This is a genomic window from Occultella aeris, assembly GCF_902703175.1.
Classification (GTDB): domain Bacteria; phylum Actinomycetota; class Actinomycetes; order Actinomycetales; family Beutenbergiaceae; genus Occultella; species Occultella aeris.
In genome coordinates this window covers 1-22,897 of record NZ_CACRYJ010000040.1, presented here as the reverse complement: position 1 = coordinate 22,897, position 22,897 = coordinate 1, and the positions used below count along the sequence as shown (strand labels likewise).

Genomic DNA, 22,897 nt, shown 5'->3' with positions numbered 1-22,897 from the left:
GCGCGGGACGGGCGGGCCGCGCGGGCGCGCCGGCGGGGTGCGCACGTGTCGGGCCGTCGTCGGGCGGCGCCGCGGGCCGCGAGCGTGGAGGTGATCGGCACGCGGGTCGCACTGGTGGATGAGGGCGGCGAGTGGGTCGCCGACGCCGAGGAGACCGGTGCGCGGGTGCCGAGGGCAGGAGCCACCGGTGAGCTCCTCATCCGTGACCGGGCCGAGCGTGAGCGTGCTGCAGGCGAGTTGCTCGCCCGTGAGCGTGCGGCACGTGAGTTGCTCGCGAGCCGACGTGCCTCGAGGCCGAGCGTGCGGGCCGGCGGCCGGCGATGAGGACGATCGTCAGCGACCTGGACGGCACCATCGCGTTCGGCGGGCGCCGCCCGGCCCGGTCGATCCGGTCCGCACTGTTCGCTCTCGCGGCCGCGCCGGACACCCGGGTGGTGCTGGCCACCTCCCGCACCCCGCGGTGCGTCGGCGACTGGTTCGGTCCCCGGGCGCACCGGTTCGACCTCGTCTGCTGCAACGGTGCGCTCGTCGTGCGCCGGTCCGGCACGGCTCCGGCCCGCGGAAGCGGCGCTCACGCGGCGCCTACCGCGGCGGTGACCCGGACCGCGATCCCGGCCACCGCCGTCGGGCACATCGTGGCGACGCTCGGCGCCGCCGGCGCCGCCTACTGCCTGGAGTACGGGCACGAGTTCGTCGCCACCGACCACGACTCGCTGCCCTGGTGGGGCGCCCGGCACCGCCGGGTGCTGGCGCCCGGGCGGGTGCCGGACCTGGTCGGCGTGGTCAAGGTGACCGTGGCCCACTCGCAGGGTTGGGCGCGGACCTTCGAGGCGCTCGAGGGCGTGGACGTCTTTCCCCACGAGACCGGGGATATGGATGTCGTGGCCAGCGGTGTGGACAAGGCAGCCGCGCTCGCGGGCCTGCTCGACGGTGCCCGCACGGCAGTGCTCGCGTTCGGCAACGATCGCAACGACCTGGCCCTGCTGCGGGCCGCGGACCGAGCGGTCGTGGTAGGCACCGGGCTCGCCGAACTCGACGAGCTGCCCACCGTGCGCCGCGTGGCCGCGAGCCCGGACGCGGTACTCACCGCACTGCGGGCCGGGGTCCGTCAGCTGATGGACGTCGTCCCGGCCGGTCGGGCGGTCGCCTCCACCGCGATGGCGCCGCCGGCGGCCGCCATGCCCCCGGTCAGCGCTGCGAGCCGCTGAGCGGCCAGGTCCGGGTAGCGCCCGACCCGCTCGTAGGCCGCGTACTGCTGCACCGCACGGGCGTAGTGACGGGTCGCCGCACGCAGGTCGCCGAGCGCCTCGTAGGTGCGGCCGATGTGCCGGTGCCCATGGGCGTGCTCAGGCAGTGCGCGGGCGCGGGCGGCCAGGGCGAGGGCCTCCTGATGACGCGCGAGGGCGGTGCCGTGGTCACCGCGGCGGGCATCCACCATCCCGCGGACGTTGATCATCCGCGGCACCAGCCCGGACTCCCGGATCTGGTGGGCGAGCCGTAGCCCTTCGTCGACCAGTGCCCCGGCACGATCGAGGTCGTTGTCCTCGGTTGCGAGGATCCCCTGCCAGCACAACGCCGCTGGTTCGCTCCGTCGCAGCTGGCGCTGGCGGACCAGGGTGGACAGCTCGTCGGCGTACTGACGCGCCGTCGGCAGGTCCAGCCATTCGACGGCGTACGAGGCGAGCCGGTCGAGGATCATGGCCCGCTCGTCGTCGTCGCGCTCGGCCCGGGCGATCACGAGCGCTTCCTGCATGAGGCGCTGCCCCTCGGCGATCCGGCCGAGCCCGATGATCGTGGCGCCGAGCTCGCAGAGCGCGCGCGAACGGTGCAGGGTGTGCCCGGACTCGACGAAGAGCGCCAGCGCCTCGCGGAAGAGCCCCTCGGCCCGGGTGCGGTGCCCGAGCTCGTACTGGTAGCAGCCGAGGTTGAACACCGCGACGGACTCCCGCTCCCGGTTCCCGGCTGCGCGCAGCGACTCCCGCGCCTTCTCGGTGCGCCGGATGGCACTGTCGCGCTCGCCCAGATTGCTCAGGACGGCGGCGAGCGACACCTCCATGGCGGGCACGTCCGCGGTGTCCTCGGCCTCGGACTCCACGGACTGGGTGAGCAGGTCCGCGCACTCGTCGAGGTAGCCCTGGGCGTACAGCAGCGGGACCGTGGCCTGGGCGAGCGGGATCAGCCCACCGACCCCGGCGGCCCGGGCCGCGAACGCCACCTGAACCAGGTCCGAGCGCCGCTGCTCCGGCCAGTTCGCGGCCAGGCTCGCGGACTCGAACGGCGAGCGGACGCCGTCGGTGTACTCGGCCCGGTGTGGTGCCCGGGGCGGGTCCCAGGTGTCGTGGGCGAGGAAGGCCGTGGTGGTGAGGCGCCGCACGAGGCGGGCCAGGGCCTCCTGTCGCTGCACCGCGCCGAGGCTGTGCTCGGCCAGTTCGCGGGTGTAGGCCGCGAGCACGTCATGCTGGGTGAAGGCGCCGGTCCCGGTCGGCTCCACGAGGTGCATCCGGACCAGGGTGTCGATGCCGCGCCGAGCGGTGGCGAGGTCGATGTCCGCCAGTGCGGCCAGTTCGGCGGTCTCCAGACTCGTGCCCGGGAACACACCCAGGTACTGCAGCAGCAACCGGTCCGGCTCGGTCAGGTTCTCGTAGGACCAGCTCAGCACCGAGCGGATACCGGCGTCGGGATCCCCGGCGGCGTCGAGGAGGTCAAGGCGGGTGCGATGGTCGTCCAGCTCCGCGAGCAGGTCCGCCGTCGGTTGGGTTCCGGTGCCGATCCGCTCGACGAGCAGGCGCAGCGTCAGCGGCAGGTAGCCGCACCGCTTCGCCAACGCGGGCAGGAACTCCTGCTCCTGCGTGTGCGCGGCGAGCAGGGCGACGGCGTCGGCCTCGGTGAGCCCGCCCAGGTCAACCCTTGGCACGCCGTCGCGTCCGACCAGACCGGGCAGCGCATGGCGGCTGGTCACCAGCAGGACCGAGGTGCCACCGCCGGGCAGCAACGGCCGCACCTGATCGGGTTCGCCGGCGTTGTCCGCGACCAGCAGCAGCCGGCGGTCGGCGGTCAGCGAGCGCAGCACGGCGGACCTGCCGTCGAGATCGTTCGGGATCAGGTCGCTGTTCACCCCGAGAGCGAGCAACCAGGACGCGATCACCCCGCTCGCCGTGAGCGGCGGCCTGGCGCTGAACCCGCTCAGGTCGGCGTACAGCTGGCCGTCCGGGTACTCCTCGAGGTGATCGTGCGCCCACTGCAGGGCGAGGGAGGTCTTGCCGGCGCCCGCCGGCCCGGCGATCAGAGCGGCCCGGGCGCCGGAGCGCAGGGCGCGCTGGAGCGCTGCCAGGTCGGCCCGCCGGCCGATGAAGCCGGCGACGGCGGGGAGGAGCTGGTTCGGACGCTGGCGGACCGTTGTGGGTGCGGCGGCCTCGCCGGAGAGCACGAGGGCGTGCACCCCCCGCAGCTCCGGCCCGGGTTCCACGCCCAGTTCGTCGGCGAGTGCGCGATGGGTACGGCGGTAGTGCTCGAGCGCGTCGGCCTGTCGGCCGGCGCGGTACAGGCCGGTGATGAGCAGCCCCTGGAGCCGTTCCCGGAGCGGATGCCGGGCCGCCAGCGCGGCGAGGTCGCTGAGCACCGCCGCGTGGTTGTGGTGACCGAGTTCCACCGTGTACCGGACCTCGAGGAGCTCCAGGTCGAGTTCGGTCAGCCGCCACGCCTCGGCATGCACCGCATCGCCGTCGAGGCCCTCGTACGCATCGCCCCGCCAGAGCGCCTGTGCCGCGGCCGCGAGCGGGAGCATCTGGGTGTGATCGAGGCCGGGGGCGAGGGCGCGGCTGCGCAGCGACTCGAATCGGGTCGCGTCGAACTCGTCGGCGTCGGCGTGCAGGACGTACCCGTCGGGGCCGTGGCTGACCCGGTCGGGGTTGTCGAGCACCTTGCGCAGGCGGTGCAGGTGGACCTGGAGGCGGCCGGGACCGCCGTCGGGCTCGCCCGGCCAGGCCGCCTCGGCGAGTACGCCGGGGGTGACGGGCCGGTTGACGTGGGCGAGCAGGTGCGCGAGCAGGGTCCGCTGCAGCCGACCCGACGGTGTCACGTCCGTCTCGCCGTCGAGGACCAGCAGTGGTCCCAATACCCCAAAACGCATGCCGCGCGATTCACCCCCGGTTGGTGCGCCCCCAGCGCGTGTCCGCTCGATCATGCTCCTGCGCGGCCAGGAAAGGAAGGGCGATTACGCTGCAGCGAGCGTGCTCGAACCGCGCTGCTCGGTCACCGCCGACCCACCGCCCGACCCCCAGGAGCCATCCGCATGACCGCCGATCCGCGCCCGTCCGCCGCCCACCGTGCCGGTGCCCTCCCGCATCCGGCCGAGCCGGTCGCCGTGTTCGTCCAGGACCTGCCCGGCGGTGCACTGACGGCCGCCCGCCCGGCCGGGACCGGCCGCTGGGCGGCCGGCGGGATCGAGGTCGCGCTCACGCCCGACGGCGGCGGCGCCGCCCGGGTGCGCATCGACTCGGCCACCACCGTGTCCCGGGTGGCGGTGCGCTGGACGCACACCCTCGCCGAGGACGCGCTGATCCTCGGGGACGCCTGGGAGCGCGGCTACGGCGACCTGCAGTGGCGACACCTCCAGAGCGAACGACTGCTGCCCTGGTACTGGCTCGCGCACACACCGGGCGACGGCGTCACCACCGGCTTCGGCGTGGACGTCGCCGCCGGCGCGTTCTGCTCCTGGTCGGTGGACCAGACCGGGTTCACGCTCTGGCTGGACGCCCGCAGCGGCGGCGGGCCGACGACCCTCGCCGGCCGCACCCTCGAGGCCGCGACGGTGCGGAGGTTCGGTGGGCCGGACGCCGTCGGCACCGACAACGCCGGCACCGATGCCACCGGCTCGCCGTGGCGAGCCGCCCACCTCGCCGTGGCCACGATGGCGAGCCCACTGACCCGGGCGAACTCCGCCGTCGGGCCGGTTGTCGGTGCGAACAACTGGTACTACGCCTACGGCACCGACTTCGACGAGGCGGCCGTGCTGACCGACGCCCGCACCGTCGTCGAGCTCGCGGACGGGCACCCGGTCCGGCCGTTCAGCGTAATCGACGCCGGCTGGAGCCCGGGCGGGGTGGCGCCGGGCGGCCCGTGGGACGCCGGGTTGCCGGGCGTCTTCGACGACATGGCGGCGACGGCGGCCCGGATCACCGAGATCGGCGCGCGCCCGGGTCTGTGGACCCGGCCCTTGCTCGAGCGCGGCGCCGAGCCGAGGCATACCGCGCTCGGGCCAGGTGGCCCGGGGGAGTGGGCCCTCGACCCGTCGGCGCCGGACGTGCTGGCCGGCATCGAGGAGGACTTCGAGCGATACCGCGAGTGGGGCTACGAGCTCGTCAAGCACGACTTCTCGACCTATGACACGTTCGGCCGGTTCGGACCTGAGATGGGCGCGAGCCTGACCGACCCGGGCCGCCGCCTCGCCGACTCGACCCGCACCACCGCCGAGGTGCTGGTGGCCCTCTACCGCCGGATCCGGGAGGCGGCCGGTGACATGGTGGTGATCGGCTGCAACACCGTCGGGCACCTGGCCGCCGGGCTGGAGGACGTGCACCGCACCGGGGACGACACATCCGGTCACGACTGGGAGCGGACCCGGCGGATGGGCGTGAACACCCTGGCGTTCCGGATGCCGCAGCACGGGCGGTTCTTCATGGCCGACGCGGACTGCGTACCGTCCACGCCGCACACGCCGTGGGAGCGCAACCGGGTGTTCCTGGACCTGATCGCCCGCTCCGGCACCGCGCTGTTCTGCTCCATCGACCCGGCGACCCGGACCGACGCCGTGGACGCCGACCTGCGTGCGGCGCTACGCCTCGCCCTGGACGGCGGTGAGAGCGGCGGCATCGAGCCGCTGGACTGGCTGAGCACCACGACCCCGCGGCGCTGGCGCACCGCGGACGGGGACCTCGAGGTGGACTGGACCTCGCCCTGGGGGGTGCAGCCCGGCGCCTGCTGACCGCTCGGGCCGCTGCGTCAGATCCCGATCGTGAGCGTCGAGACGTAGTCACCCGAGACGTCCCCGCTGACCGTGGCGAGCTGCGTGATCCCACCGTCCTCGCCGAAGACGTTGTCGCTGGTGAGGCTGGTCCCGGAGAGGTTGCGGGTGCTGCCTGGGTAGTCGGCCTGGCTGTACACGGCCTCGCAGACCTCCTGCGGCAGGGCGATCTGGGAGGTCTTCAGGATCCGGCCGCTGCTGGTCGCGTTCGCGAGGGACTCGTAGACCTCGAAGTGGATGTGCGGCCACCGGCCGGAGTAGCAGCCGGGAAAGATCGAGGTGAACGTGACAGTGCCGTCCGCCGCCGTCTCCTGCACGCCGCGCAGGTAGTTCTCGTTCTCGACCCCGCTGGAGTACAGGGAGTAGTTCCCGTCAGCGTCGCAGTGCCAGGCGTAGACGGCCAGGCCCGGCATGACCAGCCCGGTCGCGGCGTCCCGGACGGTCAGTGAGAACGTCAGCGGCACCCCCTGCGCCGTTGTCGTGGAGGCGCCGAAGCTGGACCGGATGTCCGAACGCACGATGCCGGAGTCGTCCAGGACGTTCACCCCGTTCGAGCCGTCCGCCGGATAGGGGCCCTGCGTCTCGTCGGGGACCTCCGTGACGGACACCGCGTCCCCGGTGCTCGCATCGGTGGTCGGCTCCGACGAGCCCGACGGCGTGGCGGACGTGGGCGCCGACGTCTGGTCGGTCCCGGTCCGGGTCGCGCCGCTCGTGCAGGCCGCGAGCAGCCCGACCCCCGCCGCACCGAACAACCCGAGTGCCGTGCGCCGGTCGAACAGGGTCCCGAGGTCATAGACGAGGCCGCGGTCCTCCTCGTCGAGGACGTTGCCGTCCGCGTCGAGCCACTCCTCCTGCTCGGCCGTGCTCGTCTCGCCCGCCCCCGGTGGCGTCCTCGGGTCCGCCGGCTGACCCTCCACCCGGATCGCCGTCGGCCCCGAGCCCGGTCGTCTCGAGCGGGTGGTCCGCCGCAGGGGACCAAGGATCGTGCTTCGCCGCCGGTTGAACATGTTCTCTCGCCTTCTCGTGATCGGTGCGCATGACGCGCCCTGCGGTGAGTGTGGGGACGCCGGCTGGCCCGGTCCTGGGCGGATCCTGAGAGGTCACTGAGGGCGGCGCGAGCGAGCCGACGATCTCGGGCCTGGCGGTCGTGGCGGCCCTCGACAGGTTCCGCTGACCCGAGATGCGGGTGGCGCGGGGTTCTATCGACAGTTCGCGTCAGTGGAGTCCCGGGGGTGCTGGCGCCGACCTGGTTCCGCTGACCCGAGATGCGGGTGGCGCGGGGTTCTATCGACAGTTCGCGTCAGCGGAGTCCCGGGTGCCGGCTCGGACGATCGCGTATCAACGAGGCTCGGCGGCGCCTCTTCCTGCTACCCGGGCCCCCTACCGGATCCCCCGACTCCCCGAGAGGACCGACGTCGATGCGTGACGCCTCCTTCGCCTTCCTCGTCCACCCGCGCACCCGCCTGGCCCCGGACATGGGCTTGATCTGGGCGCCGCTGGCCCGCGTGCCGGAGCGCTACTACGACCTGGCACTGCGCCGGCTGCCACTGCGGCCGTTCACGATGGCCGGCGTGCAGATCGACGGCCGTCGGGTCGGGCGCATCGTGATGGTGCCCTACGGCGCGCGGCATCTGCTCGAGGCACCCGTGGAGGGACGCGCCAGGGTGCACCGGGCCGTCGACGTGGCCGCCCGCACCGGGGCCGAGGTGGTGGGACTCGGGGCGCTCACCGCGACCGTCACCCGCGGCGGCTCGAGCCTGTCCGGGCGCACCGACGTCGGCGTCACCAACGGCAACGCCTTCACGGCCGCCATCGTGGACACCCAGGCCCGCCAACTCCTGGACGACCGGCCCGGTGCACCGGGCCGGCGCGTGGCCGTCGTCGGTGCGAGCGGCAGCGTCGGCGGTGCGGTCAGCGAGCTCCTCGCTGCGGACGCCGCGGTCGACCACCTCAGCCTCATCGCCCGGTCCCGTCCCCGGCTGGAGGCGCTCGCGGACCGGATCGGCCCCCGGGCGCCGACCACGATCGGCACGGACCTGACCGGCCTGGCCGACGCGGACCTGGTCATCCTGCTCACGGCTTCCGCCGATGCCCTGGTGCGGCCCGAGCACCTGGCGCCGGGCGCCGTCGTCCTGGATGCGACGCAACCACGAAACACCGCACCCGACCTGCTCGTGGCCCGCCCGGACGTGACCATCGTCGACGGCGGGATCGTGAGCATCCCGAGCCTGCGGCTGACCGGCGGGGACATCGGGCTGCCGAACGGCCGTGCCTACGCCTGCTTCGCCGAGACCGCGCTGCTGTCCCTGACCGGCCACACCGGACACTTCTGCCTCGGCGTGCCGACGCTCGAGCAGGTCGCCCACACCCGGGCCCTCGCCGCGGACCTGGCCCATCTCGGCTTCACCCCCGCCGCGCCCACCTCCTTCGGCAAACCCCTGGCCGGGACCGCGGCATTGGTAGCGGCATGAACGCCCGGGTGGTGCTCCTCGGCGGCGGCTACGTGACTCTGTTCGCCTACCGTGCCCTGATGCGCCGGCTCGGTCGCCAGGTCCGCAGCGGCCGGGTCGAGATCGTCGTGATCAGCCCCGACGACGCGCACAGCTTCCACGGCTTCACCGGCGAGGTGATCGCGGGGATCCTGCCGTACGAGCGCACCCGGACGCCGCTGGCCGAGGTCATGCCGCACGCCCGGATCCTGCCCGCGCGAGCCGTGCACATCGACCGTCGGCAGCGCCTCGTCGAGATCGAACGCGTCGACGACGGCGTCCGTTCCGATCTCTCCTACACGGCGCTCGTGGTGGGTACCGGTGGGCGCGAGCCCGTTGGCCGGGTTCCGGGGATGGCCCACCACGGGCGCACGCTGCGCGGCCCGGGGGACATCCGGGCCCTCTCCGACCGGGTCGCGACGGCCGTCGACGCACCGGCCGGCAGCGTGGATCGTCGGATCCTCGTGGTCGGCGGCGGCTTGGCCGGCGTGGAGCTCGCCGCGGCCGCGGCCGACCGTGGCGCCGGCGATCTGCAGGTCACCCTGGTCCACGCCGGGCCACGCCTGCTGCCCGAGCTCGACAGCCAGCCCCGGCTGCGCGCCCGCGCCCGCGCCGAGCTGATCCGGCTCGGGGTCGCGGTGCGGACCGGGGTGCGGGTGGCCGCCGTGGACGACGGCGGGGCACGCCTGGCCGACGGGACCTACCTGCGCGCGGGGATCGTCATCGCCACGGTCGGGCAGGCGCCGGTCGCGATCGGGGGCCTCGAGGAGTTCGGCGACGACCGCGGGCGACTCGCCACCGGGCCGGACCTGTCCGTGACCACGGGGATCTGGGCGGCGGGGGACGCCGCACGGGTGGTCCGCCCGGGCACCCGCGAGCCGGTGCCGGCGAACGCGCTCTGGGCGATCAAGGCGGGTGCGCACGCCGGCGCGAACGTGGCCGCAAGCCTGCACAACGAGCTCGGGCTGCCCGGGTACGCGGGTCGGGTCCGGCGGCCTTTCAGCTATCGCGGGCTCGGCCGCGCAGCGTCCTTCGGGCTCGGCCGCTCGATCAGCGAGCTCTACGGGATCCCGTTCACCGGTGCCCTGGCCTGGGTGCTGCGGATGGTGTTCTTCCTGCGTTTCATGCCGTCCCGACGGCGGGCGCTCGCCGTCGTGGGCGACCTCGTCCGGCGTTCGCGCAGCGTGCGTGGCGCCGACCGGCGGGGGGTGCAGCAGGTCGTGCCGGCAGCCGGCGCGGATCGGTCCTCGGTCAGCCGGCACGGCTCGCGGCCGGAGCCGGTGCGCCCTCGCGTGCCGGCTCGGCAGACGTAGCGCGTCCACGCAGCACCCCGGCCTGGCCAACCACCACGAGCCCGGCGACCGGGACGATCAGCAGGCCGACGCGCAGGCTCGTCGCGTCCGCCATCAGGCCGACCAGGGGCGGCGAGAGGAGGAACCCGAGCCGCATCAGCCACGACACGACGGTCAGCCCCGTGCCGTGGCGCAGACCTGGCAGCTCATCGGCCTCGTGCATGGCCGCCGGGACGAGCGTCGCGACGCCGAATCCGGCGGCGGCGAACCCGGCGATCGTGCCGGGCACAGAGGGGAACGCCAGCGCAGTACCCATCCCGAGCGCGGCGATCAGGCCACCCGCTCGGGCAACGGCACGCTGCCCGAACCGGTCCACGAAGGAGTCCCCGAGGATCCGCCCCACGAACTGCGCACCGACGAGCGCGATGTAGCCGATCGCGGCCAGCGCGGCGGGCGCGCCGAGAGCACCGGACAGGTAGAGCGTGGCCCAGGAGTTGCCGGCATCCTCCACGACCGCACCGGCGGTCGCCACCAGCACCAGGGCGGCCAGCACCCACACGGTGTGCGGGCTCACCCGCGCCCGTCGCGGGGCCGCGTGCGACACCCCACCGGTGGCGCCTCCCGCACCGGCGCCTTCGGCCACCGAGGCCGCGTGCTCGTCGTCGCGCCCCGGCAGGCAGAACCGCAGCGCCACCAGCGACACCGTGCCGAACAGCACCGCCGAGATGCTCAGGTGCACGCCCAGCGGCAGCTCCAGGGCGATCGCGGCAGCGGCCATCGAACCCCCGAGGACGGCGCCGATCGACCACACCGCATGGAAGGAGTTGATGATGGAGCGCCCGTAGCGACGCTGCACCCGCAGTCCGTGGGCGTTCTGCGCGACGTCCGTGATCGCGTCCATCGCTCCACCGAGGAACAACGCGAGCGCGAACAGCCCCACCGACGGTGCGAGACCGGCGGTGAGCACGCCGATGGCGGTGAGGATCGTGCCGGCCACCGCGACCCGTCCTGAACCGAAGCGGCGGATCAGGGTCGCGGCCGCCAGGCCGGCGGCGATGGCCCCGGCCGGGAAGGCCGCGACCACCAGGCCGTAGGTGGCGTTCTCGAGTCCGAGCGCGGCCTTGATCTCGGGGTAGCGCGGCAGGAGGTTCGCGAACAGGGCACCGTTGGTCAGGAACAGGGCGGCAACCGCGCCGCGGGCACGGCGATCGACCGGCGCGGGGCGGGTTCGGACAATGGCACTCATATGTACGATCGTACATATCGCAGGATAGGATCGTGACATGAGCTCGGACGACCACTTCGCGGGCGACCCCCGCACGAACCGGGAGCGGATGCTCGACGGTGATCTCTATATCGCCGACGACCCGGAGAACGCGCGGCTGGCGCAGCGCGCGGCCCGGCTCCAGGAGGCCTACCGCCGGGCCGGCGCCGAGGATGAGGAGGGAGCGCGGGCGATCCTCGCCGAACTGGTCGGGACGCTCGGCGAGGGGGCGTTCGTCAAGGCGCCGCTGTTCGTGGACTACGGCGAGAACCTGCACATCGGCGCGCGCACGTTCATCAACTACAACCTGGTGGCGCTCGATGTCGCGAGCATCACCATCGGCGCAGACTGCCAGATCGGCCCGAACGTCCAGCTGCTCACGCCCACGCACCCGGTGGAGCCGGGTCCGCGCCGGGACAAGCTCGAGGCTGCGCGCCCGATCACGATCGGGGACAACGTCTGGCTCGGCGGCGGCGTCATCGTGTGCCCGGGCGTGAGCATCGGGGACGACTCGGTCATCGGGGCGGGCGCGGTCGTGACGAGGGACATCGGCCCGGGCGTGGTTGCGGTCGGCAACCCCGCCCGCGTGGTCCGGAGCGTCTGAGCGCGAATGTCCGGTGCGTTGGGGAACTCGAGCGGTCCGGCGGTTCGGCGGGGCCGCCGGTTCGACCCGGACCGGCGCGAGCGGATCATCGAGGCCTGCCTCGACGTGATCGCAGAGCACGGCGTGGCGGGCACGAGCCACCGACGGGTGGCGGCGGCGGCCGACGTGCCGCTCGGCTCGATGACCTACCACTTCACCGGTATGGACGAACTCCTGCAGGAGGCCTTCGGTGCCTTCACCGCTGCGGTGATCGCCACCTTCGAGCGGCGGATGGCGCAGGCCGGCGACGCCGGGGCCGCGCGAGCGGCCCTCGTCACCCTGATCAGCGACGACCTGCTCAGCACCCACCGGGACCTGGTCCTCACGCATGAGCTGTACACGCTCGCCGCTCGCGAGGAGTCCTACCGTGCGCTCACGAACGCCTGGATGAACGCCAGTCGAACGGCGCTCGAACGCCACTTCGACCCGACCACCGCGCGGATCGTGGACGCCCTCATCGAAGGGCTGAGCATCCACCGTGCCCTCGACACGCAGCCGCAGGACCGGGCCGTCGTCGCGTTGGCCATCGAGCGGGTCTGCGCCGGGTCCGCCTAGAAGATCAGCGCTGTGACCGATCGCGCCGGTGTGGCTGCCGGTCGCCGGATCAGGTTCGGGCGACGATCAGGTAGGTCAGGTAGGCCACGTACGCGCCGACGAAGATCGCGCCCTCGATCCGGTTGATCTTGCGCCCGGACATGAACACCGGGACGCACGCGATGGCCACCGCGAACATCAGGACCAGGTCGACCCGGAGCACCTCCGCGGGCACCGCGATCGCGGCGGGGGAAGCGATCATGGTCGCACCGAGGATGAACACGATGTTGTACACGCTCGAGCCGAGCAGGTTACCGAGCGCGATGTCCCGGTCGCCCTTGATCGTGGAGACGATCGTGGTGACCAGTTCCGGGGCCGAGGTGCCGATCGCGATGATGGTCAGGCCGATGACCGCCTCGGACACACCGAGGTCGGTGGCGATCTCGACGGCGCCGCCGACGAGCAGGTCCGAGCCGAACACGATGATCGCGATGCCGCCCACGAGCAGGAGCAGGTCGACGAGGCCACGCCGGCCGGTCCGCGTTCGCTCAGGGACCTCGTACTCCTCGTCGTACTCGTGCTTGACGGCCGCGGACTCCCGCTTCGCGGTGTGGACGATCAGCAGCGTGTAGGCCAGCCCCGCACCCACCAGAAGGACGCCCTCCCAGAGCGACAGGACGCCGTCGAGCGCCATCAGCACGAGCAGCACGGACGCGACCAGCATGGCCGGCAGGTCCGTGCGGACCGTCCGCGTCTCCAACGCGATCGGTCGGATCAGCGCGCTCAGCCCGAGGATCAGCAGCAGGTTGACGATGTTCGTGCCGACGATGTTGCCGATGGCGAGCCCGGCGCTGCCGGAGGTGGCGGCCTGGAGCCCGATCGCCAGTTCGGGCATCGAGGTGCCGAGCGAGACGACCGTGAGGCCGACGACGATCGGCGAGATGCCCAGCCGGGCGGCGAGGTTCGACCCGCCGCGGACGAGGAGTTCGGCGCCACCGATCAGCGCAAGCAGTCCGAGGAGGATGGCTATCGGGGCGGGCATCGCCAGTCACGATACCGAGCCCGAGGGGTTGGCGGGCCCGCCTTCACGCGGTGGTCAGGGGCGTGGGATGTTCCGCAGGTTCGACCGGGCCATGGACATCACCTCGGCGCCGCCACCGCCGAGGACGGCCTTGGTCATCGCCGTCGCGAAGCCCTTGATCTGCTTGCCGGTGATGCTCGGCGGGATGGACAGCGCGTTCGGGTCCGTGACGATGTCGATGAGCGCCGGGCCGGACCGATCGAAGCCGCCGGCCAGGGCCTTGCGCAGGTCCTTGGGGTGCTCCACCCGGACGGCCGGGATCCCGATCGCGGTCGCGATGGCCGCGTAGTCCACGGTGGGGGAGTCGGTGAACGCGGACGGGAGTCCCTCGACGAGCATCTCCAGCTTCACCATGCCAAGGCTCGCGTTGTTGAACACGACGACCTTCACGGGCAGGTCGTAGTGCCTGATGGTGATCAGGTCCCCGAGCAACATGGACAGGCCACCGTCACCGCACATCGCGACCACCTCGCGGCTGGGATCGGCGAACGCCGCTCCGATCGCGTGGGGCATCGCGTTGGCCATCGAGCCGTGCAGGAACGAACCGATCACCCGGCGGCGGCCGTTCGGGGTCAGGTAGCGCGCCGCCCACACGTTGCACATGCCGGTGTCGACGGTGAACACGGTGTCCTCGCCCGCGGTCTCGTCCAGCTGCACGGCCGCGTACTCGGGGTGGATCGGGGTGGTCCGCTCCACCTTCTTCGTGTACGCGCTCACCACCTTGTCCATGAGGGTCTCCTGCTTCTTGAGCATGGAGTTCAGGAACCGGCGGTTCGACTTGCGCCGAACCAGCGGGGCGAGCGCGAGCATCGTCTCGCGGACGTCGCCGACCACGCTCAGGTCGAGCCGGGTCCGACGGCCCAGGTGCGTCGGGTCGATGTCGATCTGGGCGGTGCGCACCTCGTCGGGCAGGAACTGGTCGTAGGGGAAGTCGGTGCCGATGAGGACCAGCAGCTCGGCGGAGTTCATCGCCTCGAAGCAGGCGCCGTAGCCGAGCAGGCCGGACATGCCGACGTCGAACGGGTTGTCGTACTGGATGACCTCCTTCCCGCGCAGGGAGTGCCCGATCGGGGCCGCGGCTGCATCCGCCAGCGCGATCACCTCGTCGTGGGCGTCGCGGGCGCCCGCTCCGACGAAGAACGTCACCTTCTTCGCGGTGTTGATGGCGTCGGCAAGCTCGGCCACGTTCTCATCGCGCGGCACCACCCGTGGGCGGTTGCTCGTGACGCACACCGTCGGAGCCGTGTCGGAGACCTCCTCATCCGCGACGTCTCCGGGCAGGGTCAGCACGGCGACGCCGGGCGCACCTAGCGCGTGCGCGATCGCCGTGTTCGCAACCCGGGGCATCTGTGATGGGCTGGAGATCATCTCGGAGTACACCGAGCATTCGGTGAAGAGCCGGTCCGGGTGGGTCTCCTGGAAGAACTGCGTACCGATCTGGTTGGTCGGGATGTGCGAGGCGATGGCGATGACCGGCACCCGTGACCTGTTCGCGTCGTAGAGGCCGTTGATCAGGTGCAGGTTGCCGGGGCCGCAGGAGCCCGCGCACGCCGTGAGTTCCCCGGTCACCGTGGCCTCCGCGGCCGCGGCGAACGCGGCCACCTCCTCGTGGCGCACGGAGACCCAATCGATCCCGGCGGTGCGCCGGACGGCGTCGACCACCGGGTTCAGGCTGTCCCCGACGATCCCGTAGATCCGTTTCACCCCAGCCGACACGAGTTGGTTCACAAGCTGTTCGGCGACGGTCACGGCCATGGTGGAGTTTCCCTCCGAGCGGTGGGGGTGGACCTCGTCCATTCTCCCGGGATCCGGCGCCGGCGCCACCCGCGGAAGGGGACGTCGCTCGGCCAGGGGGCTGGTCCCGGAACGCTACCGGGGGCCTCCGGCGTGCCTTTCGCCGCCGCCGGCCAGCTCCTCGAGCGCGTCGGCGAGCTCGGCCACCGGGCGCCGACCGTCCAGCTCCAGGCTCGCGCCGGCGCGCAGCAGCGGTTCTACGGTCTCGGTGTAGTGGGCGATCTCGGCCCGTTGCTCCGGGGTGGCGCCGTACGGGTTCCCGGTCCGGCGCCGGACCCGCTCGAGCATCACCTCGAGCGGCGCGCTGAGCAGGACCACGTGGTCGAACCGGTCGTAGAAGCGGCCCTGGTTCTCGACCGTGCCGGACAGGAACAGGTCCGGATGCTCGTCCAACAGCGCAGTGATGCGTGGCTCGTCCCAGGTGGCGTCCGGGAGCACCCAGCCGCCCTCGTCGGTCTCGAGCGTGAGGTGTCCGCGACGGCCCAACTCGGCCAGGACGGTCGTCTTGCCGGTTCCGGACATACCCGTGATGAGGATGCGAGCCATGGGTGCATTGTTGCGCGCGCTCCACTTCCTGGGCGGACCCCGGTCACGCGGGCCGCACGTCGCGCGCCGGCCGCGCCCGGACGGCGAGCCGGGTTGCCCGAGGTGTGGACCCGGGGTCCAAGATGTGACCCATGAGGATCGACGCCCATCACCACGTCTGGGATCTGGCCGTGCACCCGCAGGACTGGATCGGGCCGGAGTCGGCACCGGTCATCGGCCGCGACTTCGACGTGGACCAGTGGTTGGCCGCCGCCGAACCCACCGGGGTCACCCACGCCGTCGTCGTGCAGACCGTGCCGCAGGACTCCGAGACTCCATACCTGCTCGACCTCGCCGCGCGACACGAGCACGTGCTCGGCGTGGTCGGCTGGGTGCCGTTCGGCGCCCCGGACCTGATGGAGCGACTCGACGCGCTGGCCGACCATCCGGCATCGGATCTGCTCGTCGGGCTGCGGGACCTGAGCGAGCAGCGCGCCGACCCGGCCTGGCTGGCCGGACCGGAGGCGGCGCGGACCTTCGCGGCCGCCTGCGAGCGTGACCTGACCATCGATCTGCTTGTGCGTGGCGAACACCTGGCTGCTGCGGCCGAGGCGGTCCGGGCGCATCCGGACACCTCGTTCGTGGTCGACCACCTCGCAAAGCCGGACCTGGACCAGACCACGCCGGGGGAGTGGGCCGCCTTGATCGCGCCACTCGCCTCGGCGCCGAACGTCGCGCTGAAGTTCTCCGGCTACGCCACCCAGACGGGCGACCTGGGCGCCGCCGACCTGACCCTGGCCGGCTATCTCAACGCGGCCCTCGAGGCGTTCGGTCCGCGTCGGATCATGTTCGGCAGCGACTGGCCGGTCTGCCTGATCGGCGGCTCCTACGCCCAGGTGGTCGCGGCGGCCGAGGCTGCGCTGGAGGTGGTCGATGCCGACGATGCCCTGCGGGGGGAGTTCTTCACCGGCGCCGCGACCCGGTGGTACGGACTGGACCCGTTGGAGGCCGCCTGAGCGCCGGGTGGGGGAACCCGCGCGGGGCTCCATGCGTTGAGCAGGGGGAGACATCTCCCAGCCCGGAAGGATTCATCATGGGTCTGCTCGACCGGATCCTCGGCCGCGAGCCGAACGACTACGACCCCTATCGCGCCAACCAGCAGCCCGGACGCCAGGCGTACGGGCAGCACCCCCAGGGCGCCTACGTCCGGCCCACGCCGGCCGGTCAGAACCACACCCAACGGACCCCCGATCAGGTCGCGATCGACCGGTACCGGTATCTCGTGAGCACCGCGCCCCCCGAGGCCGTGGAACAGGCCCACGCCGAGGCGTTCTCACGGCTCACGCCGGAGCAGCGGCGGCAGGTGCTCGATGACCTCGGTGCCGTCGTCCCGCCTGCGGAACGGGCGCCTTCGGACTCCCCGCAGGACCTCGCGCGGATGGCGACCCGCGCCGAGGTGCGCGAGCCGGGCACCCTCGAACGCACCTTCGGCGGCCAGCGCGGCGGCCCGGGCTTCGGCGCCATGATGGGCTCCAGCCTGCTCGGCACGATCGCCGGTGTGGTGATCGGCTCGGCCGTCGCGAACGCCCTGTTCGGCCCGGCGTTCGCCGACCCGACCCAGGCCGTGCCGCAGGATGCGGCCGCCGATGGCGGCGCTGAGGCTGGGGCCGACGGCGGCGCTGACGCGGGTGCAGACGGTGGCGGCAGTGATGCTGCGGCCGACGCCGGCGGTGGTGACGCTGGTGGTCTGGGTGATTTCGGTGGTGGCTTCGAGGACTTCGGCGGCTTCGGCGACTTCTGACTTCGGCGGCTCCTGAGCCTGGCTCCGTCAGACCCAGTCCGGCTCCTCACCGATCGGGTAGCCGTGTCGTTCCCAGGTGCGCCACCAGGATGCGGCACCCGGCGGGAGCGTGGCCGGGTGCTCCTCGAGGAGCTCGCGCAGCCGGAACTTGAGTTCGACCAGTTCGGACATCGGCGGCCGGACCAGGGCCGGATCGCGGGCCGGGTTGAACATCTCGTCCTCGGTGGTCCAGATGAGGCGGCGCAGGTTGATCACGTTGCGGGTGTGCTCGTGCACGTCGGCGGACGCGTCCGAGTAGACGTCGCGGGCGCGCAGGTACCCGTAGTCCATCGCGATCGAGACCAGGCCGGGCTCCACGGTGAGCAGGTCGTGGATGTCCAGCTCTGGCTGGATGACCATGGCCCCGGCGGACTCGGCGCGTCGGATCTCGTCGAGCTGGATCTCGTCGGTCATGATGCCGAAGCCGCTGCGCATCACGATCTCCAGCATGTCCTTGTCCGCGTAACCACCGTCCCACGGCAGCCCGGCCGGGGAGGCGACCACCGCGAAACAGCGGGTCACGCCCAACGCGGACACCGCGATCTCGACGGGCAAGGACTCCCGGGCTCCGCCGTCGACGTAGTGCTGGTCGTTGAGCCGGACCGGCGCGAAGACGGCCGGGATCGCGCACGAGGCCCGGATCGCCTCGATGAGGTCGACCGGGTCCTCCTCGGGCAGTAGGGCGTCGGTGCGGTCGCGCAGGCGTCCGAGCTCGTCGACGTAGCGCAGCTCGCCGGACTCGAGCGCCACCACCGCGGCTCGGAACCGGACCCCGGAGGCGGCCAACAGGGTGGCGTCGAACAGTTGTGGGTCGGAGACCCGGTCGACCAGCGGACCCGGGCGGAAGGCGGCGCGCTCGGTCTGGGCCCCGGTCAGGATCGTCTGCACGTCGGTGCTGGTGCGGCCGGCCTCCCAGATCGTGGCGAGCGTGTCCAGGACGTTGCCCGAGGACCACAGAGGCATGTGCTCGGGTGGTGTCTGGTCATGGTCGACGGTCACCAGCGAGGCTTCGGCCGGTGCGTGCCTCGTCGCCTCCTCGTGGTGTTCGGACTGCCGTGCGGTCAGTCGCTCGACGGCTTTGATCCGGCCCTGCAGCACGGACGCGAGATTGGTGGTCAGGGCGGTGCGGTTGCTTGGCCGGTGCCGCAGCGCCATCACCTTGCGCCACGTCGGCATGTGCTCGCGGAGCTTGGTGAACCAGGGCAGCTCCTCGAACAGGTCCGAGCTGCTGCGCATCCCGAGCCAGAGCCGGCGCAGATCCGCGACCGCCTCCCGCTGCCCGGCCTGGTCGGGGTACTGCGCGATCACGGCCGTGAGGATGGACCCGGCCGACGTGCCGGTCATGACCTGCGGGGCGAACCCGTCCTGCTCGTAGAGGTAGGTCAGTGCGCCGATCTGGAAGCTCGAGCGCGCGCCGCCGCCGGAGACGACGAGACCGAGGACCTCCTCGGGCTGCGGCGCCGGTTCGGCGGGCTCGGCGGGACCGGCTTCGGGACGGGGGACGGCGGCCGGCCCGCCGGGCACGGGTTCGCCCCCGAGCAGGCGGATGAGCCGATGCCGCAGACTCGTGGTCAGGTCCGGTGCACCGGTCATGACTCAAGGGTAGGAGAGGATGCCGGGTCCGTGTCGAGCCAGTCGGGCGTGGCGGTGATCGGGGTGGCGTGCTTCTCCCACGTGCGCCACCAGTCGAGGGCACCGGGTGGCAGCCGCTCCGGTGGGAACTCCCCGACCAGGTCGTGGAGACGATGCTTCAGCTCCGCGAGCGCCGGTTCTAGCTGGGGCTCGCCGGAACCCGGGTCGACGGCGGCGCCGAGGCTCGCGGTCGGCGCACCCAGGGCCGTGGCCGGCCCGGTCCCGGCGACCATGTCGTCCTCCACGCTCCAGATCAGGCGGCGGAGGTTGATGAGGTCCCGGGTCCGGGCGTGCTCGCGCTCCGTGGCGTTCGCGCACACGTCCGCTGCCCGCAGGTAGCCGTAGTCCATCGCGATCGCGATCAGGCCCGGCTCGATGGTGATGATGTCGTGGATGTCCAGTTCGGGGTCGATCACCGTGGCGCCGAGGGCGTGTGCCCGCTCGACCTCGTTTGCCTGGATCTCGTCAGGCATGATCTCGGCGGCTGCGCGCATCACGATCTCGAGCAGTGCCTGTCCGTTGAAGTCGTCGGCCACGGGGAGCCCGACGGGGTTTGCGGTCACGACGTAGCACCGGTCCACACCGAGGCTGGCGTAGGCGATGTCGACCGGCACGTTCTCGCGAACACCGCCATCCACGTAGGTGCCGTCGTTCAGCCGGACCGGGGGCAGTCCGGCGGGGATGGCACAGGAGGCGAGGATCGCCTGATCGAGCGCGACCGGGTGCTCGTCGAGGAGCCGGTCGGTGGCATCGCGAAGGCGTCCGGCGCCGTCGACGTAGCGCAGCTCGCCGGACTCCAGGTGCACGGTGGCGAGGCGCAGCTCGACGCCGGAGGTCGCCGGCAGCGCCGTGTCGAACACCGCTGGGTCCAGCAACTGGTCGATGATCGGGCCCACCACGAACGCCGACCGCTCCCGCGCCGCGCCCCGAAGGACGACGTTCACGTCCGGCCCGGTGCGGCCGACATCCCAGAGCGCGGAGAGGAGTTCGAGCGGGCTGGACCCGGCGGAGGTCGGGTCGTGCTCCGGGGGAACGCGATCGGATGCTGCCTGGGTGGCGGAGGCCGCGGGATCCCTGTCGAGGGCTCGGTCCGCGTCGGCCGGCGGGCGAGCCCCGCTCGGGGTTGGGCTCCGCCCGGCGGTCGTCCCGCTCCCCGCGGCCGTTGCCCGGGCCGCGCCGGCCCGGTTCTCTGCTGCCACCGCTCGCGCGCGCTCAGCGAGCCGGTCCACCGCGCGCCGTGGGCCGGCGAGGACCGTGCCGAGGCTCTCGACGAGCGAGACCCGGTTGGTCGCCCGGACCTGGATCGCGGCGAGTCTGCGCCAGGTGGGCATGTCCTCGCGAAGCGCTGTGAACCATGGCAGCTCCGCGAACATGTCAGAGCTGGTGGTCATGCCGAGCCAGATCCGGCGTAGTTCGGCGACCGTGCGCCGCTGCCCGGCCAGGTCGCCGTGCTGGGACAGGATGCCCGCCAGGACCGATCCGGCGGACGTGCCCGTGATGACCGACGGCGTGATCCCTTCCACCTCGTAGAGGTAGGACAGCGCCCCGATCTCGAACGACGACCGGGCGCCACCGCCACCGAGGACGAGGCCGACCACGGGTTCGACCTCGGCCTCGGCGGTGCCCGGCCCGGGTTCCGGGGCGGGGGCGGCCTCGCTCTGCGGGCCGCTCGCGCTGTCGGGCCCGGCGGTCGGGGGCGCCGGGACGCCCCCGAGCAGTCTGATCAGTCCGTGGCGTGCTGATCTCAGCAGATCGGCTGGGGTCCCCATACCCGCACTGTAGGGGTACCGCCGGAGGCAGGCGCTGTGGTTGCCGTAGCCCCATACCCGGTGGATGCTGCTGCGGTTACGCGGCGGGCGGGTGCGCGATGGTTGCCCCGCGTCGTCTGGATGCCAGGCTGGGCGCATGACGGTCGCGCGCGCAGTGCTCTTCGACGTCGACGGCACCCTCGTCGACGCCCTTGCTGGCCAACGGCGGATCTGGGCGCAATGGGCATGCGAGGTCGGGCTCGATCCGGACACCGTGTATGCGGTGGCGCAGCGAACCCGGCCGGTGGAGACCGCCGCCGAGCTGCTGCCGGGGTCAGACGCACGGTCTGCTGCGGCGAGGTTCGATGAACTGGAGGACGAGGACGCCTCGCACGGCGACGTGCGTCAGATCGACGGTGCCGCCGCCTTGCTCGACGCACTCGCAGGTCGGACCTGGGCGCTCGTGACCTCGAACGCGGAACGACGGGTGGTGCGCCGCTTCGAACGGCTCGGGCTACCTGTGCCGGCCGTTATCGTCGACAACGCCGCGACGCGTCACGGCAAGCCGGCACCGGATCCGTACCTCTTTGCTGCGGAGCGCCTCGGCGTCGAACCCCGCGACTGCCTCGTGGTCGAGGACTCGCCGTCGGGCGCTACCGCGGGTGTCGCCGCTGGCATGACGGTCTGGTGCGTGAACTGCAGCGAGGTGGTTCCTGGTGCCGAGAGGCACTATCCCTCGCTCGCTGCGGCAGCACCGGACATCCTCGCGTTCGCCTCACACGCACCGAGCGCCTGACGCGGGCCTCCTCTCCCAGACCGCACGGATGTCGCCCGGTGTCGCGGGCGATGGCAGTCGTGATGCGCCGGAATGTTCCACCCCGGTCGGGCTGGCCGCGGGGTCCCCGGCGCGATGACGATGGAGGTCCGGTAGCGGTGACCGCTCCTCTTGGGCGTCGCGCTACCCGGGCGGCGTCGACCTGGGATTCGCGCGCCGACACTCTGACAGTTCTGGGAGGACCCGATGAGCAGCGTGACCCATGGCGGCGACGTCGATGCCCTGATCGCGACGGCGAAGGCCTACGCCGCCGGCGCGGAGCAGCTCCGCACGATCGGCGTGCGCATCACGGTCGGTCTGTGCCACACGATGATCTGGAACGGCCCGGACGCCCTGGCCGCGCGCACCGCCTGGGAACAGGAGGGGGCGCCCGCACTCATGCGGGTGTCCCGCGCGTTGATCGACGCCGGTCTCGAGCTCGTCGAGCAGGCGGAGGACCAGCTCCGGGCGAGCGGTGCGGACGCGGCCGGATCGAGGCACGCGGGTGTCGGTGCGCGTGCTGCGGGAGGGACCGCGGCCGGCGCGGCTGCCGGCGGCGCGGAAGGGCAGGCCCCGAGCCGATTCGGCGACCTACGAACGAACCTCGAACGGTTGCGCTCGTTCGCGATGAGCCTGCCGGAGCTGGCGTTGCAGGCACGCACGCTGCGCGTCTTCGGGGACATGGCGCACAACCTGGCCACGGCCGAGATCGCCCGGGATTTCATCGATGCCGGTGTCACCAACGCAGAGCGCGTGGGGCTGGCCGGACTGTCCGGCCTCGGCACCTTCCTCGACGCCCACGGACTGGTGACCGGCATCGAGGAGGGCGACGCGACCGCGATCGTCCAGAACGGCACCTCTCTCGGTATCACCGCGGCGGCGCCATGGATCGGCTCGGCGGTGTCCGGTGGGGTGGGGGCGGCCTGGGGCATCGGGAGCGTGGCCGGCGGCCTGATCTATGACGGCATCCAGGGCACCCGCTACAACGAGATCCTCACGGACATGACGGACGAGGCGTTCAAGGAGAACGGCGTCCTCGGAATCGCCCAGGTGCCCGGACTGCTCGCGTTCGCTGCCTGGGAGGCGCTGACCGAGGACGACGCTGGCGACTAGCCGCTGACCGAGGGCGGCCCTGGTGAGTGGCCGCTGACCCGAGGTCGACGCTGGCGAGTTGCGGCCGATCGGTGTCTCCTGCTGACGCGGTTAGAAGGGTGGGGGT

At 72.5% G+C, this 22,897-nt stretch carries 19 protein-coding genes; 11 read left to right on the top strand and 8 right to left on the bottom strand.

Annotated features, from left to right (window positions below; translation table 11 throughout):
* Both HALOF300_RS13875 and HALOF300_RS13870 read left to right on the top strand, forming a co-directional pair.
* The coding region (locus HALOF300_RS13875) for a hypothetical protein (protein WP_231955375.1) at positions 1 to 324 on the top strand (324 nt) is incomplete at its 5' end.
* Positions 321 to 1,208 carry an HAD family hydrolase gene (locus tag HALOF300_RS13870; RefSeq protein ID WP_156741529.1) on the top strand — a complete coding sequence of 296 codons (888 nt, stop codon included), beginning with the start codon at positions 321 to 323 and terminating at the stop codon, positions 1,206 to 1,208. The genes HALOF300_RS13875 and HALOF300_RS13870, both read left to right, overlap by 4 nt.
* On the opposite strand, the gene HALOF300_RS13865 is transcribed toward HALOF300_RS13870, so the two are convergent.
* Positions 1,109 to 4,129: an AfsR/SARP family transcriptional regulator gene (locus HALOF300_RS13865; RefSeq protein ID WP_197522548.1), complete on the bottom strand. Its 3,021-nt coding sequence runs from the start codon at positions 4,127 to 4,129 to the stop codon at positions 1,109 to 1,111. The genes HALOF300_RS13870 and HALOF300_RS13865 overlap by 100 nt on opposite strands.
* Positions 4,130 to 4,291: 162 nt before the next feature.
* Between HALOF300_RS13865 and HALOF300_RS13860 the strand changes: the two genes are divergently transcribed.
* Positions 4,292 to 5,983: an alpha-amylase family protein gene (locus tag HALOF300_RS13860; protein WP_156741527.1), complete on the top strand. Its 1,692-nt coding sequence runs from the start codon at positions 4,292 to 4,294 to the stop codon at positions 5,981 to 5,983.
* A 17-nt stretch (positions 5,984 to 6,000) separates the two neighbouring features.
* Here the strand turns inward: HALOF300_RS13860 and HALOF300_RS13855 are convergent, their stop codons facing one another.
* Positions 6,001 to 6,939, bottom strand: a complete 939-nt coding sequence (locus HALOF300_RS13855; protein WP_231955373.1) for an intradiol ring-cleavage dioxygenase — start codon at positions 6,937 to 6,939, stop codon at positions 6,001 to 6,003.
* Between the two features lie 501 nt (positions 6,940 to 7,440).
* On the opposite strand from HALOF300_RS13855, the gene HALOF300_RS13850 reads away from it, so the two are divergent.
* A complete protein-coding gene (locus HALOF300_RS13850; protein ID WP_156741526.1) occupies positions 7,441 to 8,493 on the top strand; it encodes a semialdehyde dehydrogenase in 1,053 nt (350 codons plus the stop codon).
* Positions 8,490 to 9,824 carry an NAD(P)/FAD-dependent oxidoreductase gene (locus tag HALOF300_RS13845; RefSeq protein ID WP_156741525.1) on the top strand — a complete coding sequence of 445 codons (1,335 nt, stop codon included), beginning with the start codon at positions 8,490 to 8,492 and terminating at the stop codon, positions 9,822 to 9,824. The genes HALOF300_RS13850 and HALOF300_RS13845 overlap by 4 nt, the downstream gene beginning before the upstream one ends.
* Here HALOF300_RS13845 and HALOF300_RS13840 read toward each other — a convergent pair.
* Positions 9,763 to 11,049, bottom strand: coding sequence for an MFS transporter (locus tag HALOF300_RS13840; protein WP_156741524.1), 1,287 nt, complete (start codon positions 11,047 to 11,049; stop codon positions 9,763 to 9,765). The genes HALOF300_RS13845 and HALOF300_RS13840 overlap by 62 nt on opposite strands.
* A gap of 37 nt (positions 11,050 to 11,086) precedes the next feature.
* Here HALOF300_RS13840 and HALOF300_RS13835 point away from each other — a divergent pair, with 37 nt between their 5' ends.
* Both HALOF300_RS13835 and HALOF300_RS13830 read left to right on the top strand, forming a co-directional pair.
* Positions 11,087 to 11,671, top strand: coding sequence for a sugar O-acetyltransferase (locus HALOF300_RS13835; protein WP_156741523.1), 585 nt, complete (start codon positions 11,087 to 11,089; stop codon positions 11,669 to 11,671).
* A 6-nt stretch (positions 11,672 to 11,677) separates the two neighbouring features.
* A complete protein-coding gene (locus HALOF300_RS13830) occupies positions 11,678 to 12,265 on the top strand; it encodes a TetR/AcrR family transcriptional regulator (protein ID WP_156741522.1) in 588 nt (195 codons plus the stop codon).
* A gap of 49 nt (positions 12,266 to 12,314) precedes the next feature.
* Here HALOF300_RS13830 and HALOF300_RS13825 read toward each other — a convergent pair whose 3' ends face one another.
* From HALOF300_RS13825 to HALOF300_RS13815, 3 genes are all read right to left on the bottom strand, one after another.
* Positions 12,315 to 13,286: a calcium/sodium antiporter gene (locus HALOF300_RS13825; RefSeq protein ID WP_156741521.1), complete on the bottom strand. Its 972-nt coding sequence runs from the start codon at positions 13,284 to 13,286 to the stop codon at positions 12,315 to 12,317.
* Positions 13,287 to 13,340: 54 nt separating this feature from the next.
* A complete protein-coding gene (locus HALOF300_RS13820) occupies positions 13,341 to 15,080 on the bottom strand; it encodes a pyruvate dehydrogenase (protein ID WP_156741520.1) in 1,740 nt (579 codons plus the stop codon).
* Between the two features lie 114 nt (positions 15,081 to 15,194).
* Entirely contained in the window at positions 15,195 to 15,665 is a 471-nt protein-coding gene (locus HALOF300_RS13815) for an AAA family ATPase (protein ID WP_156741519.1), read from the bottom strand.
* Positions 15,666 to 15,796: 131 nt separating this feature from the next.
* On the opposite strand from HALOF300_RS13815, the gene HALOF300_RS13810 reads away from it, so the two are divergent.
* Both HALOF300_RS13810 and HALOF300_RS13805 read left to right on the top strand, forming a co-directional pair.
* Complete coding sequence (locus HALOF300_RS13810) at positions 15,797 to 16,660, top strand: amidohydrolase family protein (protein WP_156741518.1); 864 nt, start codon at positions 15,797 to 15,799, stop codon at positions 16,658 to 16,660.
* A gap of 77 nt (positions 16,661 to 16,737) precedes the next feature.
* Entirely contained in the window at positions 16,738 to 17,445 is a 708-nt protein-coding gene (locus tag HALOF300_RS13805; RefSeq protein WP_156741517.1) for a hypothetical protein, read from the top strand.
* Between the two features lie 27 nt (positions 17,446 to 17,472).
* On the opposite strand, the gene HALOF300_RS13800 is transcribed toward HALOF300_RS13805, so the two are convergent.
* Together HALOF300_RS13800 and HALOF300_RS13795 are read right to left on the bottom strand one after the other, a co-directional pair.
* Complete coding sequence (locus HALOF300_RS13800) at positions 17,473 to 19,077, bottom strand: patatin-like phospholipase family protein (protein ID WP_156741516.1); 1,605 nt, start codon at positions 19,075 to 19,077, stop codon at positions 17,473 to 17,475.
* Complete coding sequence (locus HALOF300_RS13795) at positions 19,074 to 20,885, bottom strand: patatin-like phospholipase family protein (RefSeq protein WP_197522547.1); 1,812 nt, start codon at positions 20,883 to 20,885, stop codon at positions 19,074 to 19,076. The genes HALOF300_RS13800 and HALOF300_RS13795 overlap by 4 nt, the downstream gene beginning before the upstream one ends.
* 136 nt (positions 20,886 to 21,021) lie before the next feature.
* Here HALOF300_RS13795 and HALOF300_RS13790 point away from each other — a divergent pair, with 136 nt between their 5' ends.
* Together HALOF300_RS13790 and HALOF300_RS13785 are read left to right on the top strand one after the other, a co-directional pair.
* Positions 21,022 to 21,660 (top strand): HAD family hydrolase, encoded by a 639-nt coding sequence (locus HALOF300_RS13790; protein WP_156741514.1) that lies wholly within the window; start codon positions 21,022 to 21,024, stop codon positions 21,658 to 21,660.
* 225 nt (positions 21,661 to 21,885) lie between these two features.
* Positions 21,886 to 22,791, top strand: coding sequence for a hypothetical protein (locus tag HALOF300_RS13785; protein ID WP_156741513.1), 906 nt, complete (start codon positions 21,886 to 21,888; stop codon positions 22,789 to 22,791).
* Positions 22,792 to 22,897: the final 106 nt, after the last annotated feature.

What these genes read in the sequence shown, in the direction of transcription:
- HALOF300_RS13815 (WP_156741519.1), bottom strand. Translation starts at nt 15,665, where the DNA reads ATGGCTCGCATCCTCATCACGGGTATGTCCGGAACCGGCAAGACGACC.
- HALOF300_RS13790 (WP_156741514.1), top strand. Translation starts at nt 21,022, where the DNA reads ATGACGGTCGCGCGCGCAGTGCTCTTCGACGTCGACGGCACCCTCGTC.
- HALOF300_RS13840 (WP_156741524.1), bottom strand. Translation starts at nt 11,049, where the DNA reads ATGAGTGCCATTGTCCGAACCCGCCCCGCGCCGGTCGATCGCCGTGCC.
- HALOF300_RS13830 (WP_156741522.1), top strand. Translation starts at nt 11,678, where the DNA reads ATGTCCGGTGCGTTGGGGAACTCGAGCGGTCCGGCGGTTCGGCGGGGC.
- HALOF300_RS13810 (WP_156741518.1), top strand. Translation starts at nt 15,797, where the DNA reads ATGAGGATCGACGCCCATCACCACGTCTGGGATCTGGCCGTGCACCCG.
- HALOF300_RS13785 (WP_156741513.1), top strand. Translation starts at nt 21,886, where the DNA reads ATGAGCAGCGTGACCCATGGCGGCGACGTCGATGCCCTGATCGCGACG.
- HALOF300_RS13805 (WP_156741517.1), top strand. Translation starts at nt 16,738, where the DNA reads ATGGGTCTGCTCGACCGGATCCTCGGCCGCGAGCCGAACGACTACGAC.
- HALOF300_RS13820 (WP_156741520.1), bottom strand. Translation starts at nt 15,080, where the DNA reads ATGGCCGTGACCGTCGCCGAACAGCTTGTGAACCAACTCGTGTCGGCT.
- HALOF300_RS13825 (WP_156741521.1), bottom strand. Translation starts at nt 13,286, where the DNA reads ATGCCCGCCCCGATAGCCATCCTCCTCGGACTGCTTGCGCTGATCGGT.
- HALOF300_RS13835 (WP_156741523.1), top strand. Translation starts at nt 11,087, where the DNA reads ATGAGCTCGGACGACCACTTCGCGGGCGACCCCCGCACGAACCGGGAG.
- HALOF300_RS13800 (WP_156741516.1), bottom strand. Translation starts at nt 19,077, where the DNA reads ATGACCGGTGCACCGGACCTGACCACGAGTCTGCGGCATCGGCTCATC.
- HALOF300_RS13865 (WP_197522548.1), bottom strand. Translation starts at nt 4,129, where the DNA reads ATGCGTTTTGGGGTATTGGGACCACTGCTGGTCCTCGACGGCGAGACG.
- HALOF300_RS13870 (WP_156741529.1), top strand. Translation starts at nt 321, where the DNA reads ATGAGGACGATCGTCAGCGACCTGGACGGCACCATCGCGTTCGGCGGG.
- HALOF300_RS13795 (WP_197522547.1), bottom strand. Translation starts at nt 20,885, where the DNA reads ATGGGGACCCCAGCCGATCTGCTGAGATCAGCACGCCACGGACTGATC.
- HALOF300_RS13850 (WP_156741526.1), top strand. Translation starts at nt 7,441, where the DNA reads ATGCGTGACGCCTCCTTCGCCTTCCTCGTCCACCCGCGCACCCGCCTG.
- HALOF300_RS13845 (WP_156741525.1), top strand. Translation starts at nt 8,490, where the DNA reads ATGAACGCCCGGGTGGTGCTCCTCGGCGGCGGCTACGTGACTCTGTTC.
- HALOF300_RS13860 (WP_156741527.1), top strand. Translation starts at nt 4,292, where the DNA reads ATGACCGCCGATCCGCGCCCGTCCGCCGCCCACCGTGCCGGTGCCCTC.